Source organism: Candidatus Accumulibacter sp. ACC012, from assembly GCF_907163155.1.
In the GTDB taxonomy this organism is placed as follows: domain Bacteria; phylum Pseudomonadota; class Gammaproteobacteria; order Burkholderiales; family Rhodocyclaceae; genus Accumulibacter; species Accumulibacter delftensis.
The window spans coordinates 375241-393616 of the sequence record NZ_CAJQUC010000003.1; the positions used below are offsets into that span (position 1 = coordinate 375241).

Here is an 18376-nt window from a genome sequence, read left to right on the forward strand (position 1 = left end):
GACGACTTCCTTTCTCAGGCGAGGCTGACGGCGGCGATCAGCATGTCGATCAGTTTGATGCCAACAAAGGGCGCAACGAGGCCGCCGAGACCATAGACGGTGAGGTTGCGGCGCAACAGCGCGGCGGCGCCCAGGGCCCGGTACTTCACGCCTCTCAACGCCAGCGGGATCAGGAACATGATGATCAATGCATTGAAGATCACTGCGGATAGGATGGCCGAGTTCGGGCTGGCGAGCCCCATGACGTTGAGGGCCGCAAGCTGCGGATAGACGGTGACGAAGGCCGCTGGGATAATGGCGAAGTACTTGGCGACATCGTTGGCGACGCTGAAGGTCGTCAGCGAGCCGCGCGTCATCAGCATTTGCTTGCCGGTCTCAACAACCTCGATCAACTTGGTCGGGTTAGAGTCGAGATCGACCATGTTGCCGGCTTCCTTGGCAGCCTGGGTACCCGTATTCATGGCTACAGCCACGTCGGCCTGGGCCAGTGCTGGCGCGTCGTTGGTGCCGTCGCCGGTCATGGCGACGAGGCGGCCTTCGGTCTGGTGTTGGCGGATCAGGGCCAACTTCGCTTCCGGCGTGGCTTCGGCAAGGAAGTCGTCGACCCCGGCTTCTGCGGCGATGGCGGCAGCCGTGAGTCGATTGTCGCCGGTAATCATGATGGTGCGGATACCCATGCGACGCAGTTCGGCGAAGCGCTCCTTGATTCCACCCTTGACGATGTCCTTGAGCTCGACGACGCCGAGAACGCGGGTACCCTCGGCTACTACGAGGGGCGTGCTGCCGCGTCGGGATACCTCCTCGACGGCAACGAGCACTGAGGGCGGGAAGTGGCCGCCGAATTCTTCCACATGCTTGCTGATCGCTTCGGCAGCGCCCTTGCGAATCTGCGTGCCATGGACATCGACCCCGCTCATACGCGTGTGAGCCGAGAAATGGACGAACTGGGCTTCAAGCGAATGGATGTCGCGCTCGCGCAGATTGAATTTCTGCTTGGCCAGGACCATGATGCTGCGGCCTTCCGGGGTTTCATCGGCGAGCGACGCCAGTTGGGCGGCGCTCGCCAGTTCTGCTTCAGTGACACCGTCGGCGGGCAGAAACGCAGAAGCCTGTCGGTTACCGAGAGTGATCGTGCCAGTCTTGTCGAGCAACAGGACATCGACATCGCCCGCAGCCTCGACGGCGCGACCGGACGTGGCAATGACGTTGGCTTGCATCATGCGGCTCATGCCGGCCACACCAATCGCCGAGAGCAGGCCGGCGATCGTCGTCGGGATAACGCAGACCAGCAAGGCGATGAGCACCGTGATGGTCACGGGGGTACCGGCCTTCGCTACATTAACGCTGAATATCGAGTACGGCAGCAGCGTGACGGTGACGCCGAGAAAGACGATGGTCAGCGCCACCAGCAGGATGGTGAGCGCGATCTCGTTGGGCGTCTTCTGGCGCTTGGCACTCTCGACCATGGCGATCATGCGGTCGACAAAGGTTTCGCCGGGATTGACGCTGACCTTTATGACGAGCCAGTCGGACAGCACGCGCGTGCCGCCGGTCACGGCCGAGAAATCGCCGCCCGACTCACGAATGACCGGCGCCGATTCGCCGGTGATGGCGGACTCGTCCACCGAAGCTACGCCTTCGATGACTTCGCCATCGGCCGGGATGGTCTCAGAGGCATGCACCAGGACGATGTCGCCCTTGCGCAGATCGGCGGACGGCACCGTATGCCACTCGGCGGTGGCATGCGGTCCCTTGAGCTTCTTGGCCCATGTCTCTTTCTTCAGACCACGCAACGAGGCCGCCTGAGCCTTGCTGCGGCCTTCCGCGAGCCCTTCGGCGAAGTTGGCGAACAGCACCGTGAACCACAGCCAGAGGGCCACGGAGAGGATGAATCCGGCCGATGCCTCACCCTGCCCGGCAAGCGCCTGTCCCCAGAGCACCGTAGTCAGGATACTGCCGACATACACCACGAACATCACCGGGTTGCGCCACTGGGTGGCGGGATTCAGTTTTCTGAACGAATCGACGATGGCCGGTTTCACCAGCACCGGGTCGAACATCGCAAGTTTCTTGTGAATCATGATTGTCTCCTTCGGCTCAGTGGGCGGGGTAGAGCATTAGATGCTCGACCACCGGCCCCAGCGCGAGCGCGGGAACGTAGTTCAGGGCGCCAACCAGCACGACGGTGCCAATCAACAGCACGACGAACAGGGGGCCATGGGTCGGCATGGTGCCGGCACTGGCGGTAATGCGCTTCTTGGCGGCGAGGCCGCCGGCCAGGGCCAGTACCGGCACGATGACGCCGAAGCGGCCGAACCACATGGCAACGGCCAGCAAGCCGTTGTAGAAGGGCGTATTGGCTGAGAGTCCGGCGAAGGCACTGCCGTTGTTATTGGCGGCCGATGTGAAGGCGTAGAGAATTTCCGAGAAGCCGTGGGCGCCAGGGTTGGCGATACCGGCGATACCGTCTGTGGTCATCACGGCGATGGCGGTGCCGGCCAGCACCAAGAACGGCGTGACGAGGATGGTGATCGACACCATCTTTATTTCATGCGCCTCGATCTTCTTGCCCAAGTATTCGGGCGTGCGGCCGATCATCAGCCCAGCGATGAATACCGCCATGACGGCGAACACCAACATGCCATAGAGGCCGGTGCCGACGCCGCCGAACACCACTTCGCCGAGCATCATGTCCCACAGCGGCACGAAGCCGCCCAGTGGAGTGAAGGAGTCGTGCATGGCGTTGACGGCTCCACAGGACGCCAGCGTGGTGATGGTAGCGAACAGACCCGATTCGGCGATGCCGAAACGCGTTTCCTTGCCTTCCATGTTGCCGGCCGCCATGTCGACGCCGAGATTGGCCAGCAGCGGGTTGCCCTGTTGCTCGAAGCTGATGGCCGCGATGGCCACGACCACGAACATCAACGTCATGGCAGCCAGCACGGCCCAGCCTTGGCGCATGTCGCCAACCATACGGCCGAAGGTCAGGCACAGGGCCGCCGGGATCAGGAAGATCGACAGCATCTGAATGAAGTTGGAAAGCGGCGTCGGGTTTTCGTAGGGGTGCGCCGAGTTGGCGTTGAAGAAGCCGCCGCCATTCGTGCCGAGGGTCTTGATGGCTTCCTGCGAGGCGACCGGGCCCATCGGCAAGGTCTGCGTCTGCGTAGTGGCGGGTTCGGTGATGGCGACGCCCTTATCGTCCTTGAGCGGCTGGCCGGCGGCGTCGAGCTTGGGATTGTCGTATTCTGTCACTTGCAGCGTTGTCACGTCCTTGTAAGGGTCGAAGTTCTGGATCGCGCCTTGGCTGACCAGAAACAACGCGTAGACCAGCGCTATCGGCAGCAGCACATAGAGCGTAATGCGGGTCAGATCGACCCAGGCGTTGCCGATGGTCCTGGCCGTATGACGGGCAAAGCTGCGGATCAGCGCGATGACGACGACGATGCCGGTGGCTGCCGAGAAAAAGTTCTGCACCGTGAGACCTAGCATCTGCGTCAAGTAGCTCATCGTCGATTCACCTGAATAGCCTTGCCAGTTGGTGTTGGTAGCAAAGCTGACAGCGCTGTTGAACGATGAATCCGGGCTGACGTTGGCCATCCCCTGGGGATTGAGCGGCAGCCAGAGTTGCAGCCGTTGCAGGGTATACACCGCCAGCGCGCCGAGGACGTTGAACAGCAGGATCGCCAGCGCGTAGTGCAGCCAGCCCATTTCCTCGTCGCGGCGCACGCCGCACAGGCGATACAGCAAAGATTCAATGCCACCACCAAAGCGGAGGGCGAGGCCGCGGCCTTCCATCACAGCAGCAATGTAGCTGCCGAGCGGCTTCGCTGCGAGCAGCAGCAGCGCCAGGTAAACCCCGAGGAGAAGCCAGGCATGAATGGTCATGAAAAATCCTCCGGGTTGAGCAGGGCCGCGATCAGGTAGATAAGCAGCGCGACCGCGGCGACGGCGCTGACGATATGAAGCCAGGTCATTTGGCACCTCCAAGTTTGGCGCAGCCGATGGCCATGAAAGCCACCAGACCAAAGAACAGACCTATGCCTGCGAGATAGACGATATCCATGTTTGCCTCCGTAATGGTCTTGCAGCGACCCCATTACTATGGGCAAGGGGATTTCAAGATGCTCAAAAGGTTTGCGGCGGCGATATAAAAATCGTGACAAAACCGCAGGGAAGTCAGTCCTGCAAAGACGCGCAACCATTAGCTTCAGAAGACACTCTCTTGCCTTGCAGCCGTCGCTGTTGATGGACTGTTTTGGGGCGCGCGTCCCGTTGATCATCGCTGACCCGATGGACCGCTTGGGCCGATGATGCAGACCGACGTCAGACTCCCGGCACCGGTAGCTTCATGATCTGTGAGCGGTCATTGCCAATGAACAGGTCATCGGGCAGGTAGGGGTCGAAAGGGTGAGTAGCGCTTTCGGGTAAGCAGCCGCTCGGATTGGTCTGCCCCGGCTTTTCCGCCGGACCTCCTCGAACGTCGGCAATGCGGAGTACAGCAGCCGTTCAAGGCGCATGGCCCCAATGACCGCAGCGGCCGAGGACCAGTCCGACATCAGATTCCCGTGACCGCCAGCTTTCGCATCTGTAAGCCGCCGTCGAACATGATGAATTCATCAGGTAGCTGAGGGTCGGACGCGGTCGTTAACAAGCCAAGTAGACATCAGTTCAGCCGTCCTCGCTGAGTGCGGTCAGCCAATTTGATGTTCCGATGTTCACGTACGGTGATGGTTGCGGCGATATGCTAAACGCACTAAGTGTCGCCCGATCATGGACGACAGTCGGGCAAGAGCGGCCCAGGCGAGTCGATCCTGGGGCTCTGCCCCAGACCCCGCACTCGCCGTGAGGCAGCCGTCGGGGATGTAAAACCCCCATCCCCGACAACTGCCTTGAGCGTCGGCGCCCTCTAGGGCGTCAAGGGGCTTTCGCGGCATAAACGCGGCGATGAAACATGCCGCATTTATTCCACGGTCCCCGTGACCCCCTTCCGAGCGCGGTTCGAGGGATTTGCCAACATCTCAAGAAGCCATCGATTGGCGCACCAGCGCGGGATTCGAAGCAGCGAAGGACATCGTCAGCCTCGAAATCAGCGACCCGCCACCGCACGCCGTGGCGCCGGCCTCTCGGGTTGGGCAAAGACCTCCAGATAAAGCTTCTCGTCGAGTTGGGGAAGGTCACGCTGCGCCGCGGCGGCGAGCAGTTCGGCGGCGAGCGTCGTCAGGATGCGGTAATTTCCTGCGGCGTGATCGCACAGCGTGTGTTGCAGCGCCGGTGTCATCAGACTGGCGTTACCGGCGCCGGCGAGCAGATGGCTCAGGCAGGCGAGCAACTCCTCGCGGCTGGCGTGTTCGGTGGCGAGCCGGGTGCGAATCCGCGAGCCCAGCGGGATCAGTTCCTCGCGCCGCAGCTTCTCGATCAGGCGCGCATCGCCCGCCAGTACCACACACAAAAGCGGCTGTGAATCGAACCGCGCACTGGCCAGAAGACGTAGTTCGCAGAGCACCGGCGGACTCATCTCCTGCGCCTCGTCGACCAACAGCACCGCGCGTCTTCGCGTCGTCTCCAGATGCGCGAACCAGACCTCGCGCAAGGCCTTGAAGCCACCCCAGCGGTTATGCGGGCGCAGGGGCACAGCAAAGATATCGCCCATCTCGCGATAGAAGTCGGCGAGGTTGCTCTGCGGGTGATTGATCGCGCCCACCGTGATATCGGGCAAGCGCGCGAGACGCTCCGCCAGGAGGCGCAAAGCAACGCTCTTGCCGGTACCCGGGTCGCCATGGATCATCGCAAAGCCCCCCTCGCGGATCTGGGCCTGCTCGATCCGCCAACAGAAATTCTCGATCCGGGGCGGCACGTAGATCGCCTCGGTCGGCAAATCCGGGGAGAAGGGATTCCACTTCAGCCCACACAGGGCAAGGAGTTTCTGGTTCATGCGGGGTCCTGGTCGAGGGGTGGCAAGTACGCAGGCGGCAGGCCGGTGGCGGCGTAATCGGCGAGCAACTGGCGGAGCAAGGGCGCCAGGCCCGACGACGGTAGCGGCGACAGATCGGGGGTCACCGGCGTCAGGCGCCGGCGCTGGCCATCGGCGTTGGCCGACTTGTCGAGTGGCTTGACCGGGCAAAGAAGCCCACCGCTACGCGGATCGACCAGATCGACCCGTGTCAGATCCCAGCGGGCGTAACGCAGGTGAAGCACGGTGAGATGGCGATAACGGGCGGGAATCTCGAAGCGTGCTCCGGCCAGACTCACCGTGCCATCGGAGCGTCGTTGCCGGCGCGCCACTTCGATACGGAATGCGGCAGATAGCACTTCCGTCGTCGGGCAATCGCGACGGACATTCGGGCCGGCAAGATAACGCGTCAGCGGCGTTGTCTCGATCTCGGCATGGCGCGTGCGGTGATATTCCTGTTCGACCCAGGCTTGGGTCGCCTGATTGAGGAGATCGAGCGTCAGCGAGTCCTCGCCTTCCAGCATGGCCATCAGGCGCCCTTCGACACGGCCCCAGAAGGACTCTTGCTTGGCGTTTTGGTAAGGGGAATATGGCAGCGTCGTCTGATGGACAATGCCCAGACAAGCCAGGCCGGAGACGGTTTCATCGGCCAGCATGGCGGCGCCATTGTCGGTCATCAGGGCACGGGGCAGCCCTCGCTTCATGAACGCTTGCGACAGTCCGTGTATCAGGCTCTCGGCCGTTTCGTCGAGATACCACTGCAAGTGGCAGACGAGCCGCGAGCGGTCGTCGATCACCCCGAGCAGCAGCGGCTTGACCCAGTTCCCCGCACGTGTCAGCACCTTGCGTTTGGCGTGATGGAAATCGAGGTGCCAGAGGGCCGACACTTGATCGACTTCGAAGCTCCGGACCTCCAGCCGTTCGAGGCGGTCACGGGCCAGTAACGCCCCTTCGGTGGCGCGCTTGGGATGGGCTTGTCGGAACATGCCCTGCGCCTTGAGGTAGCGTCGAACGGTGGGGTAGGACGGCAAGGGTGAGTCGCTGCCCGCCAGTGCGACGCGCAGGTTGTCGAAGTGCAGTTGTGCGGTCCAGCCGGGATGTTCGCGGTACTGGGCGGTCAGCACCTCGACGGTTCGTGGACTCATGCTGGGGAAACGGCCGATGTTGCCGCGCAGTTGGTTTCTGAGCGTGGCGACCGGGTCGGCAGCGCGCCGTGCTCGGTAGTACCAGCGCTCCAGCGTCGACTTACCGAAACACACTTCGAGTCCCGAGAGGGGGTGTCGCCAGCGCTTGACGGCGAGCAGGGTCAAGGCGGCCTAATTCGCCGGCGGCCGGCGGTGCGGCCAGCAAGGGGCCGATGATCGAGAAGCGCAAACGCGCCCAGCGATCGCGTTTCAGCGGATCGATAGTGGAACTCAAGAAGGTCTCCCAATGTGGCGGCGCCGACGGCGCTCAAACCAGGAGCGAAGGCTACAAAGCCTCGATCAGGATGACTATCAACATCTTCTGCGGGCGATCAGCGACCCTCAGGCAAGTCGATCGGCCTGACCGTGAGGGGCGACAGGAAAACCAGGAGTCGCATCAGGGCTTCTTCGGCGTTTCCCGAAAACCGTTCGAGCAGGCTGGCGGGGAAGAGATCGCTGACCACAGGGGGCATGAAGTGGGCGCAGGTGGCTTGCCAGAGCGAGGTCTGCGGAAACTCACCCTGCCACCAGTGGCGCCAGCGTCGCAGGGTCAGCAACGGGACGTTGAGGGTTCCGGACAGTCGCGTCGCCGCTGGGTTCTGCCCGGCATGCCGGGCAGAACCCAGCACCACCGCCAGCGCGAGATATACGCGCCGACCGAGGAAACGCACCGACATCGAGGTCGTGCGCCGCCGGCAGCGATGGCAGCAGAAGCTGAAGCGCGACTCGAAATCGCCGCGAACCTCGCTCAGGCAGGCGCGCGGCTTGCGTGGATAATTCGCGCGGTGCAGAACACCGCCGCACCGGCAACCGGCGGCGTGTGTCTCGCTGGCCAGTTCTTCATCGATGCGCAGCAGCAAGCGGAAAAAGTTGGGCGATTGCAGGAGGGCGTGGCACACTTGAATGGTCTCTTGGCTTGGTAACCAGAGACTCCCCCAAAGGGTTCGTTTGTTCAAGTTCCCCGAGGGGGGTCACCTGCTCTCCATCACGCTGCGTGACCAGAAAACCACCAAACACCATCACGAGCGGTGACCGTACTCACCTCGCCCGAACCCCTGATCGCGTTTGCATCATTATCGGCAGCGGCTTTCCGCCGCTTTGACGAGTCGCTTCGGGATGAAGTAGGCAATGAGGGTTCATCAGTGATTAGTCCGCAGCGGTGAGCCGAGATCAGCGCGGCCTTGAGGTGAGGAACTGTGCCCGAGTCTGGCCTGGAGGCGCTGGCCGTGGGCTGATGGCCGCCTTCCGGGAACGCTCGACGGAGAGCTGGACGCCGCGGCTTGCGGACGCGGTGCCGGCAAGGCTAGCGGTGGCGAATACGGTTCGGGCAAGACGTTTTTGGCCGTTGGCTGCAAGAACGAGTTCGGGCGGGCGGGCGGTCTCGCGACTCAGCAATCCCGTTCCATCCTCTCACTCTTTCCCTGCGCATTGACATAGCGAACACTGGACACGCGAAAAGCCGAAGCTCTGGATTGCCGCGTCGGCTTCGCCTCCTCGCCATGACGGCGGGTAGGAGAGGCTTGCCGAAAGTCTCCTCAAGAATGCAAGCCTCCACTCGGTCGCTCGTTCGAGGAAGGGCGAGGCGAAAACAGCGCAGATCAGGAGCGGTGGCGCGGTCGCCGCGGCGATGATGATCGTCAAGGAAGGTCTTACCCTGACGAAGGCTGCTGCGGCGATTTCCAGCGCTGGACGATCTGCTCAGCGAGGTCGGTGAGTTCCGCTGCCACCACGTCCGGGACAGGTACTTCTGCGGCGGGCAGGATCGCGTTGTGCGGACGTGTGACGAGTGCGCCGCGGCAGCCGGCAGCCTGGGCACCAATCGTATCCCATAAGTGACAGGCGACAAGGCACAGCGCCGACGTCTCAACGCGCAGTTCTTCGGCTACTTGACGGTAGGTCTCGGGGGCGGGCTTGAATTTGCGAACCGACTCGACACTGAAGGAGCGTTCGAAGAATTCGCCAATGCCGGCGCGTTCAAGCGGCGTCGGCGAAGAGGCGCTCGCCGAGTTGGTCAGGGTCACGAGCCTGAATCCCGCAGCGCGTAAGCGGCTGAGCGCGGGAACGACGTCGGCATGGGCCGGCATGGTGTTCATGCGCGTCTTCAGTTCCTCGATGTCGCCGTCGGCGATGCTGACGCCGTGGATTGACGCCAGCATGCGCAGGCTCCCGACGCCCAGTTCTCCGAACGGTGCGTACAGGCCCGAGAGGGTCATCGTTTGGGAGTAGAGAATCAATTGCGCAAACCACTCGCGCAACACGGACGGATCGCCAAAGACGCGCTCAAACAAGGGTTCGAGCGTGGTGATGTCGAGCAGCGTCTCATTGACGTCGAAAACGATGATCGAAGCAGCGGTGTCGTGGGCCATGGGGCATCCTTTTTTCGGTGTTGCTGTCGCATCATCGGCAATGCCAGCTTCCTGACAGAGCATTTCGACAGCGCAGATTGAAAAGTGGGAGGAGTCAGAACGGTAGATGGCTACTCGCCCCGAGCGATGGACGAATCAGGCCCCCTGGCGCCACGCAAACTGGCGCAGCGGCGCATCAACGGGGGTTCGCGCCAGGGGGTCAGTATAGTTCGACATCCTCTTCTGGGAGACACCCCGCATCGCCTCGAGAATCCGGCGATCGCGTCGCTTCGTCAACAACCGCCTGGCAGCGAAGCGAAAGAGCTTCACAGCTGCTGACTTTTCGGCCAGAATCTTGGCCTGCCACGGGCCGCATCACCGCTCTGGGGCTTGATTTGGGGCCATCGATCAAAGCAGGAGCTTGTAATCTTCGCGATGGCACGGGGTTTCCTGGCCGGGTTCGATGCCCTTCCCGGCAGCACAAGAAGACGTCGAAGGTGACGGAGAGAAGCGCAGGAGTGGCACGTCGAGCCGCGTTCTGCCTGGGCCATTATTCAAAACGGTCGACTGTTGCGACCTAGGATGGATCGCCATGAGCAAGATCACCGGCATCAAACCGACCCCCAGGCAGGCCATGGAATGGGTCAAGGAAGTCGGCAACGGCAAGCGCCGCCTGGTTTTCAGCGAGAATGCCGAGGCGCGGATGAAGCTCCGCCACATCGGTCGCCGACAGGTGCTGGAAACCTTGAAGAACGGCCTGGTCAGCGAGCCGCTGCACAAGGATGCGCGGGACGATTGGTGCTGTAACCTGAGCTGGTTCCATGCTGGCGCTCGCTTGACCGTCGGCGTGATCTTCAAGCTTGGCGAGGCCAGAGGAGAAAGCGCAGACGGCCAAAACGGCCCAGGCCGTGTTGAGGGTGGCGAGTTGGCCGTGGTGGCGACGGTAGTCGAGGGCTGAAATGAGCGACATGCTGAAATATGAAGACTGCGGCCTGAAAAACATCTGGCTGGCGAGTGGTTTCGGCTACGAGGAGGTCGACGGGCTGGGGGCATGCCTCGAGATTTACGATATCGACGGCTTGCACCGGAGCATCGGTCATCACCTGGTCGACTACAAGCGGCGCCTGACCGGCGTCGAAATTCGCTTCCTTCGCCTCGAAATGGGCATGTCGCAGAAGCGGCTGGGTGACTGCCTGGGTGTCGACGAACAGAGCACTGCGCTCTGGGAGCGCGGCAAGCGCCGGCCAACAGTGGCTGCCGAGCGGATGCTGCGCCTGATGTACCTCGAGCATATCCACGGCACGACCCGCGTGACCGAGCTGATCGCCCAGTGGAATGACACCGATCGCCAGAAAGACGAAGCGCGCCAGGTGTTCGAAGAAACCGAAGCCGGCTGGCGACTGGCAGCGTAGGCGCCTGGCCGGCGAGTAGTCCCGGCGCCGAGGGTTCAGTGAGCGCGGCTCCGCCCCTGACAGTTGGCCTCAGCCTTAGGCGATTTCTGTCAAAGAACATACCATCTTGCTTGTCTTTTCGCCCGTCTTCTGTGTTACGACAACAGTCACGTAGTTCGACTATGCGCCTGTTGTCGCGCCTTGAAGCCGACCGAAAATCCGGCGCAATCTGGTACGTTCTTTTCCGGCAATCGCCTTACTTGTTTTCGTCCGCATCTGCCTGCTTTTCCGGCTTTCTCCGGACAGTACTGCGGACGGCGCCAAACGCCTGCACGGCGAGCAAGGCCAGGCTGCCGCCAACGACCCCCAGCAGCATTTCCAGGGACAGTGAGCTCAGTGCCGTGAGCACGCCGCCAACGCTGCTCACCGGGGTGGCGAGTTGAATGAGCTCGGCGACGTTTTCGATGAAGTGATGGACGGGCGGGATGCCGTGGCTGAGGATGCTTCCGCCGACCATGAACATCGCTGCCGTGCCGATCACGGTGAGCGCTTTCATCAGGCGCGGCGCCGCCAGCACGAGGCCTTTGCCGACCGCTTGCGCCAGCGCGCCGCTCTTCTTCAGCAGGTACAGCCCGAGGTCGTCCAGCTTGACGATGCCGGCGACGAGGCCATAAACGCCGACCGTCATCAGCACGCCGATTCCCGAAAGAACCGCCACCTGCGTCGTAAACGATGCGCCAGCGACGGTGCCCAGCGCGATGACCACGATCTCGGCCGAAAGCACGAAGTCGGTGCGGATCGCGCCCTTGATCTTCTCGGCTTCCAGGGCCGCCAGATCGATGTGTTCATCGCTTTGTGCCGCCGTTTGGTCGGCCTCTTGTGCCGGCTCCTCGCCCGTCGCAGCGCTTTTGCCGTGCAGCCACTTGTGGGCGATTTTCTCGACCCCTTCGAGGCACAGATAAAGGCCGCCGATCATCAGTAGCGGTGTCACTGCCCACGGAATGAAGCGGCTGATCGCCAGCGCCGCTGGCACCAGGATCAGCTTGTTCTTGAAGGAGCCGACGGCGACCGCCCAGACCACGGGCAACTCACGCTCGGCGCGCACGCCGGACACCTGCTGCGCATTCAGCGCCAGGTCGTCGCCGAGCACGCCAGCGGTTTTCTTGGCCGCCACCTTGGTCATTAGTGCGATGTCGTCGAGGACGCTGGCAATGTCATCGATCAGGGCAAGCAGGCTGGCTCCGGCCATCGTGGTCTCCAAGTACCGTGAAAGTCGCGTCCGCGACGGGTGAGCGCTGCCACGCCGCTGGCAGCCAGGAGTGCTGCGCATGATCCTCTACCGGCGGCGATAGCCAGGCGAGGCCGCTGGCTCAAGGTTCGCAAGTGTAGCTGCTCTGCAGGCTCATGCGGAGGCGGGGCGTTCGTCGGCAAGGGGGAAGCCTGGCCCGCGATCGCCAACGATTGTTCATTGCGACGATCGATCGGCCAGCATGCCGGCGCCGCTACGCTGCCTGGCTTGACTAGCGCGGCGTCCGGACTTGGCGTTATCCTGCATGCCTTGTGGCGCACGGACGCGCCGTGTACTCACTTTCACTCAACTCCGCTTGCCCAATCACCGCATGGAGACAATCGTGCCCGCACTCCTTCCCCAACCCGATCCCGACGGTCTGCTCGAATACTCGGTGGTCTATACCGACCGCGCCCTCAACCACATGTCGCGGCGCTTCCAGGGCGTGATGAACGACATCTCGCGGATCGTCAAGACGGTCTACAACGCCAAGGCTGCCATCGTCGTTCCCGGCAGCGGCACTTTCGGCATGGAAGCCGTCGCCCGCCAGTTTGCCACCAACAAGAAATGCCTGATCATCCGCAACGGCTGGTTCAGCTTTCGCTGGACGCAGATCCTCGACATGGGGCGGATAGCTTCCGAAAGCGTGGCCATGGTCGCGCGGCCGGTCGATCAGCAGCCGCAGGCAGCGTTCGCGCCGCCGCCGATCGAAGACGTCGTGGCCAGCATCCACGCCGAGAAGCCGGAAATCGTCTTCGCCCCGCACGTCGAAACCGCCTCCGGCTTGATGCTCCCCGACGATTACCTGCGTGCCATCGGCGCCGCCGTTCGTGCCGTTGATGGCCTCTTCATTCTTGATTGCATCGCCTCCGGAACCGTCTGGGTCGATATGGTCGCCAACGACGTCGACGTACTGATCAGCGCACCGCAGAAAGGCTGGAGCGGCTCCCCATGCTGCGCGCTGGTGGCGCTTGGCGAGCGCGCGCGTGCGTGCATCGACGCAAGCACCAGCAGCAGTTTTGCCTGCGACCTCAAAAAGTGGCTGCAGATCATGGAGGCCTACGAGAAAGGCGGTTTTGCCTATCACGCGACGCTGCCTACCGACGCCCTGGCAGGCTTGCGTGACGTAATGCTCGAAACCGAGGAATACGGTTTTGAGCGCGTCTGCAAGGAGCAGCAGCAACTCGGTCGCCGGGTTCGCGAGTTGCTCAGCAGCAAGGGCTTCAAGAGCGTCGCCGCGGAAGGATTCCAGGCGCCCGGCGTCGTCGTCAGCTATACCGACGATGCGGATATCCAGTCCGGCAAGAAGTTCGCCGCCAGCGGCGTGCAGATCGCCGCCGGGGTGCCCATGCAATGCGACGAGCCGGCGGATTTTCGCAGTTTCCGCATCGGACTGTTCGGCCTCGATAAACTGCACAACCCAGACCGGACCGTCAGCAGCCTGGCCGCTGCGCTCGAAGCGCTTGGCAGTTGAAACAAGGCAGGGAAAGGCTTTCCACTTGCCCTGCCGTGGTCGCCACACAGCGGGAAAAGGTAGCGGACGAGCGCAGGTTGATTAGTTAAAACTCAAGAAGAGCAGAGGAAACAAGTATGGAAGGAAGCACGCTCGCCGCGGTCGAGAAAGCCGCTACGCAAGTCCTCGATTACAGCAACATCGATCAGTTGATCGTGCTGGCGACGGAACAGGGGATGTCGATCGCCATGAAAGTCGTCGCCGCCATCCTGATTTTCGTTGTCGGCCGATGGCTGGCCCAACTGGTGACGAATCTTGCGCGCAAGGGTTTCCAGAAGACGGGCATGGAAGACACGCTCGAAAAATTCCTCGGCAACATGCTCAGTGCCGTGCTGCTGGTGGTGGTGATCATCGCCGCGATTGGCGCTCTCGGCGTGCAGACGACCTCGTTGCTCGCCGTGCTCGGTGCTGCCGGCCTGGCGGTCGGTCTGGCGCTGCAAGGCTCGCTGTCCAACTTCGCGTCTGGCGTGCTGATCGTCGCCTTCCGCCCGTACAAGGTCGGCGACTTCATCGAAGCCGCGGGAGTCGCCGGTACGGTCAAGGAAGTGCAGATTCTCACGACCATCATTCACTCCCCTGACAACAAGAAGATCCTGGTTCCCAACAGCCAGATCATGGCCGGGACGATCATCAACTATTCGGCCAACGACACGCGGCGCCTGGACATGATTGTCGGTTGCAGCTATGGCGACGATCTGGACGCGGTTCGCAAGCTGCTCAATGAGCTCGTCGCCAGCGACGAGCGCATCCTCAAGGAGCCCGCGCCGACGGTCGAAGTGGTCGCGCTCGCTGACCACAGCGTCAATTTTGTGGTCCGCCCCTGGGTCCATTCAGGCGACTACTGGGCGGTGCACTTCCATCTGCACGAACAGGTCAAGAAACGCTTCGATGCTGCCGGGCTGAACATCCCCTTCCCGCAGCGGGATGTGCACGTTTATCAGCAGCGGGCTGGCAGCTGATCCTTGGGCGGGAACGCGGCACAACGCTGGTGATCACGCCAGCGCGCCGACCGACGGGCAATTTCACCGTTCATAGCGTCTAGCGCTCGTCTAGCGCTCGTCGAGGACTTCGCCATGGCCGACTTCAAGAAGATCCGCATCATGATCTCCAGCCGTTGCTCATCGCTGGTCGCCGACGGCGAGCAGCAAGTGAGCATGACCGTTGTCCGCAAGCGCCTGCACGACAAGCTGTGCGCGGAGCCCCTGCTCGGCGAAGCCTTGTTCGAAGTCTGGATCTCGGACAATGCCCCGGACCAGTCGCAGGGCGACCTCGATACTGCCTGGAACCGCTCGCTCGAAGAGGTGCGCAAGGCCGACGTCGTTCTTGCCCTGTACACGGGCGAAGCCGGCTGGGCACCGAAAAGCGGCGAGATCGGCATCTGCCACGCCGAGTTTCAGGAGGTCTGGAACAACGGGCCGGCCCGGCTAAAAGTCGTGCGCGTCCTGGACGTCAAGTTTCCCGCCAGAAAATCGGCCGCCGAGAAGAAGGCCGACAAGATCTTCCAGGAGTACTTCCTGACCCTCAACCCGACTTCGCCGGAAGCGCGCAATGCCGAAGACATCGTCGCGCGCAGCCTGGAAGCCCTGCGCGAGGGGGTTGCCAGTCTGGTCAAACTGGGCGGTCGCGAAGCACGCAAGGGGCGCTTCGCCTACGGCACCGCCCTGGACTGGAGCCGGCTCGATTTCAGCAGCCGCAAGCAGGCCATGCAAGAAGCGCTCGGCGAAGCACTAAGCGACCTCGGCGCGAATGCGCTGTCCTCCGTCGCCGGCGGCTGGGACTGGCCGCTGGCGGGCGAATCGCTGCTCACCATCGTGCACGGCCTGCCGGCCGCTTTTGGCGTCGCCGCCGCGCGCGAACTGGTCGGGCAGCCTTTCCTGAAGGATCACAGCTACGTCCCGGGTGGTGCTACCCCGTCGCTGGCCGGGCCGGTGCACCTGGTCGCCTGCCTGAAAACGGTCAGCGAGTCACAGGCCATGCGGCAACTGGGCTTCCCCGATGCGACCATCGTCGCCGCGCCTTTCGGCGTCTACGTGACCGACAAAGTACAGAAGATCCAGATGGTCTTCCTGGCCAACTGCCGCGACGCCACCACCACCCGTCATGCCCTGACGCGCCTGGTCGAATGGCTCGACTCGACCGGCGAGGAGGCCAATCTGGTCAGCCGCGCGCGCGGCAGGCGACGCATCGTCGATGCGGTGAAGCTCGCGCTGGATGAAGGGGTTCACTAGTGGCGGGTGGATTTCGGCTGGCGATCTGGAGACTGTAGTGAGGAGGGCGTAGGTTTGGTGACGGCCCTGGCCTGTACGATCTGTCGCGAAACAGGTGTTTTCCGCCAGATCGAGGCCCGCACCGCTATCGATTACGGTTATACTTCAATATAACTTGACTCGATAGAGGTGCACCATGCATACAACGAATCTGCGCAAGGTCGGCGGCTCAGTGATGCTGGCAGTTCCGCCAGCGTTCCTCGATCAACTTCAGCTGCAAGCAGGCGCCACGGTAGGAGTGGCCGTCGCTGATGGCCGCTTGGTGATTGATCCTAAGCCCAGGCCGCGTTACACGCTGGCGGAACTGCTGGCCGCTTCGGATTATTCACAGCAGCAAGCGGCGGAAGAACGCGAATGGATCGATGCGCCCGCGGTCGGTGGGGAACTGATATGAGACGTGGTGACATCTACCTGGTCTCGCTTGATCCGACCGAAGGGCGCGAGCAACGCGGTAGCCGTCCAGTTCTGATCGTGTCGCCTGCCGCGTTCAACGAGGCAACCAGGTTGCCGGTGGTCTGCCCGATCACCAGCGGCGGTGGCTTCGCCAGGCGAATTGCCTTCGCTGTCCCCGTGACTGGCATCAGAACGACCGGCGTAGTTCGCTGCGATCAGCCGCGTGTGCTCGATCTTGGGGCGCGCAATGGGCGCAAGGTGGACACCTTGCCAGCATCGACCATGGAAGAGGTGCTGGCGAAACTTGCCCCGATTTTTGAGTGAGCAATAACGAGGCAGGCGGGCGGGCAGGTGGGCAAGCGGACGCTCTGCTCCATCCGGTCTACAATGCGCTCATCCCCTTGCTCATCAGTCCCTGTTTCGCCAGTGCGCTGGCTATCGACCATTCCCTCTCATGACCCTCCACTCGAACATCGACCAGCATAGCGGCGCGCTGGCACTCCTGCTGCCGCTCACCGAGCTGTTGCCCGAGAATTACGCGCCCTATCGTCCACTGCTCGCCGACGGCCTGGCTTTCTTCCTGCAGCGCCTTTCGCCAGACCGTCAGCAAGCCATTGTTGCCGCACAAATTGAACTGCCGAGATCTGCCAGTCGTGAGCGGCGTGTAATCAGCCTGTTTCGTCTCTGCCCGACCCTGCACAAGCTGGGGCAGGTGGTGGCCCACGACCGGCGCCTGTCGGCCGATTTGCGCCAGCGTTTGCAGGAACTCGAAACGCTGGCGCCGACCGATTCGCTGGCGGCGGTGCAGCCGCTGCTCGATCGCGAAGTGGGTCCTGTCGCCGGTCTGCAGTTGGGGCAGGAGACAATCGCCGAGGGCAGCGTCGCCGTGGTCGTGCCTTTCGTCTGGCAGCAGGCGCAGGATGCAGCGCCGCAGCGCGGCGTCTTCAAAGTGCTGCGGCCGGGTGTGCAGGAGCGGCTGGAGGAAGAACTCGCCATCTGGCCCTTGCTCGGCACATTCCTGGAAGAACGCTGCGCCCACCACGGCCTGCCGGTACTCGACTACGCTAATACCCTGGAAACGGTTGCCCGCCTGCTCGCCAACGAAGTTCGTCTGGACCAGGAACAGGAGCACCTGCGGCAGGCGGCGGATTTCTATGCCGCTTCACCGGATATCCTTATCCCCCGCCTGTTTCCCTTCTGTACGCCCTTGGTGACGGCGATGGAAAGGGTTGATGGCTGCAAGGTGACCCACCAGGACTTGCCGGCCGCAGAAATGCGCCAGCGTGCCGAGCGGGTGATCAGGGCTTTGCTGGCCCAGCCCTTCTGGGGCAGTGGCGAGACGGGAGCGATGTTTCATGCCGACCCGCACGCTGGCAACCTCTTGGCGACGCCAGATGGACGTCTGGCGATTATCGACTGGGCACTCACCACACGCTTGACCAAGGCCCAGTGCGAAGCGGTCGTGCAACTCGGTCTGGGGGCAGTGACGCTCAACGAGACGCGGGTGTGCAGGGCCATCGCGGCGCTCGGCCAGGTGGTCGACGAAGCCCGCGTGCGACTCGCGGTAGGTGCAGCGATTGAGCAGGTGCGTGCTGGTCGCTTTCCCGGCTTCGACTGGATGACGTCGCTGCTGGATAGTCTGGCAGCAAGCTCGGCGGTGCGTTTTCCGGAGGAGATCGCGCTTTTTCGCAAGGCCTTGCTGACGCTGTCGGGGGTTGCCGCCGATGTTTCCGAGCACATGGCGATCGATCGCGTGCTCGTCCGCCACGGCGCGGGCAGCTTCCTGCAAGGCCTCCTGCGGCGCCCATGGGCCTGGGCGGATTCCCGCGCTGTCGGCGGCCATCTGTCGACCGTCGACCTGGTGGGGCTCTGCGTCGACCTGCCGGCGACCACGCTGCGTTTTCTGGCGGGAGATCGCAGCGGGTCTGGTGGCCTGGCAGGACGGCACGCCGTGCATCCCGGCGCGGAGCCGAGCAAGCGGTCAGTGGAGGGCGTGTCGTGCGAGAGAGGGCTTTGGCTGTGCAAAGCAGAGGGGTTGCAGTAGC

The 18376-nt window shown here is 62.9% G+C and carries 16 protein-coding genes and 1 pseudogene; 9 read left to right on the forward strand and 8 right to left on the reverse strand.

Annotated elements, in window-relative coordinates; all coding sequences use genetic code 11:
* Positions 1 to 14: 14 nt before the first annotated feature.
* The 6 genes and pseudogenes from kdpB to QZ648_RS05165 all read right to left on the reverse strand — a co-directional run bounded on the left by kdpB (position 15) and on the right by QZ648_RS05165 (position 8033).
* On the reverse strand, positions 15 to 2081 hold the full coding sequence (gene kdpB / locus QZ648_RS05140; protein ID WP_169067751.1) for a potassium-transporting ATPase subunit KdpB: 2067 nt from the start codon (positions 2079 to 2081) through the stop codon (positions 15 to 17).
* 16 nt (positions 2082 to 2097) lie between these two features.
* Entirely contained in the window at positions 2098 to 3885 is a 1788-nt protein-coding gene (gene kdpA, locus QZ648_RS05145; RefSeq protein ID WP_169067752.1) for a potassium-transporting ATPase subunit KdpA, read from the reverse strand.
* A complete protein-coding gene (gene kdpF / locus QZ648_RS05150) occupies positions 3882 to 3974 on the reverse strand; it encodes a K(+)-transporting ATPase subunit F (protein WP_169067753.1) in 93 nt (30 codons plus the stop codon). The genes kdpA and kdpF overlap by 4 nt, the downstream gene beginning before the upstream one ends.
* A gap of 1112 nt (positions 3975 to 5086) precedes the next feature.
* Entirely contained in the window at positions 5087 to 5932 is an 846-nt protein-coding gene (locus QZ648_RS05155; RefSeq protein WP_291996310.1) for an ATP-binding protein, read from the reverse strand.
* Positions 5929 to 7369 (reverse strand): annotated as a pseudogene (locus tag QZ648_RS05160) (DDE-type integrase/transposase/recombinase). Before QZ648_RS05160 ends, QZ648_RS05155 begins: the two are co-directional and overlap by 4 nt.
* Before the next feature lie 97 nt (positions 7370 to 7466).
* Complete coding sequence (locus tag QZ648_RS05165) at positions 7467 to 8033, reverse strand: hypothetical protein (protein ID WP_291996311.1); 567 nt, start codon at positions 8031 to 8033, stop codon at positions 7467 to 7469.
* Positions 8034 to 8400: 367 nt separating this feature from the next.
* On the opposite strand from QZ648_RS05165, the gene QZ648_RS05170 reads away from it, so the two are divergent.
* On the forward strand, positions 8401 to 8571 hold the full coding sequence (locus QZ648_RS05170; protein WP_291996546.1) for a hypothetical protein: 171 nt from the start codon (positions 8401 to 8403) through the stop codon (positions 8569 to 8571).
* Between the two features lie 212 nt (positions 8572 to 8783).
* Here QZ648_RS05170 and QZ648_RS05175 read toward each other — a convergent pair whose 3' ends face one another.
* Complete coding sequence (locus QZ648_RS05175) at positions 8784 to 9500, reverse strand: haloacid dehalogenase type II (RefSeq protein ID WP_291996312.1); 717 nt, start codon at positions 9498 to 9500, stop codon at positions 8784 to 8786.
* 571 nt (positions 9501 to 10071) lie between these two features.
* On the opposite strand from QZ648_RS05175, the gene QZ648_RS05180 reads away from it, so the two are divergent.
* Positions 10072 to 10437, forward strand: coding sequence for a DUF4258 domain-containing protein (locus QZ648_RS05180; protein ID WP_169067755.1), 366 nt, complete (start codon positions 10072 to 10074; stop codon positions 10435 to 10437).
* A 1-nt stretch (position 10438) separates the two neighbouring features.
* Complete coding sequence (locus tag QZ648_RS05185) at positions 10439 to 10891, forward strand: transcriptional regulator (protein ID WP_291996313.1); 453 nt, start codon at positions 10439 to 10441, stop codon at positions 10889 to 10891.
* Between the two features lie 235 nt (positions 10892 to 11126).
* Here the strand turns inward: QZ648_RS05185 and QZ648_RS05190 are convergent, their stop codons facing one another.
* Positions 11127 to 12119 carry a DUF808 domain-containing protein gene (locus QZ648_RS05190; RefSeq protein WP_169067757.1) on the reverse strand — a complete coding sequence of 331 codons (993 nt, stop codon included), beginning with the start codon at positions 12117 to 12119 and terminating at the stop codon, positions 11127 to 11129.
* 382 nt (positions 12120 to 12501) lie between these two features.
* On the opposite strand from QZ648_RS05190, the gene QZ648_RS05195 reads away from it, so the two are divergent.
* The 6 genes from QZ648_RS05195 to QZ648_RS05220 all read left to right on the forward strand — a co-directional run bounded on the left by QZ648_RS05195 (position 12502) and on the right by QZ648_RS05220 (position 18375).
* Positions 12502 to 13632 (forward strand): aminotransferase class V-fold PLP-dependent enzyme, encoded by a 1131-nt coding sequence (locus tag QZ648_RS05195; RefSeq protein ID WP_169067758.1) that lies wholly within the window; start codon positions 12502 to 12504, stop codon positions 13630 to 13632.
* Between the two features lie 116 nt (positions 13633 to 13748).
* Positions 13749 to 14630: a mechanosensitive ion channel domain-containing protein gene (locus QZ648_RS05200; RefSeq protein ID WP_248595530.1), complete on the forward strand. Its 882-nt coding sequence runs from the start codon at positions 13749 to 13751 to the stop codon at positions 14628 to 14630.
* Positions 14631 to 14744: 114 nt separating this feature from the next.
* Positions 14745 to 15899 (forward strand): hypothetical protein, encoded by a 1155-nt coding sequence (locus tag QZ648_RS05205; protein ID WP_169067759.1) that lies wholly within the window; start codon positions 14745 to 14747, stop codon positions 15897 to 15899.
* Positions 15900 to 16074: 175 nt separating this feature from the next.
* Complete coding sequence (locus QZ648_RS05210; protein ID WP_291996314.1) at positions 16075 to 16332, forward strand: antitoxin; 258 nt, start codon at positions 16075 to 16077, stop codon at positions 16330 to 16332.
* Positions 16329 to 16655: a type II toxin-antitoxin system PemK/MazF family toxin gene (locus tag QZ648_RS05215; protein ID WP_169067761.1), complete on the forward strand. Its 327-nt coding sequence runs from the start codon at positions 16329 to 16331 to the stop codon at positions 16653 to 16655. Before QZ648_RS05210 ends, QZ648_RS05215 begins: the two co-directional genes overlap by 4 nt.
* Before the next feature lie 130 nt (positions 16656 to 16785).
* The gene (locus QZ648_RS05220; RefSeq protein ID WP_291996315.1) at positions 16786 to 18375 is read left to right on the forward strand and encodes an AarF/UbiB family protein; all 1590 of its coding nucleotides are present in this window, start codon (positions 16786 to 16788) and stop codon (positions 18373 to 18375) included.
* Position 18376 lies beyond the last annotated feature (1 nt).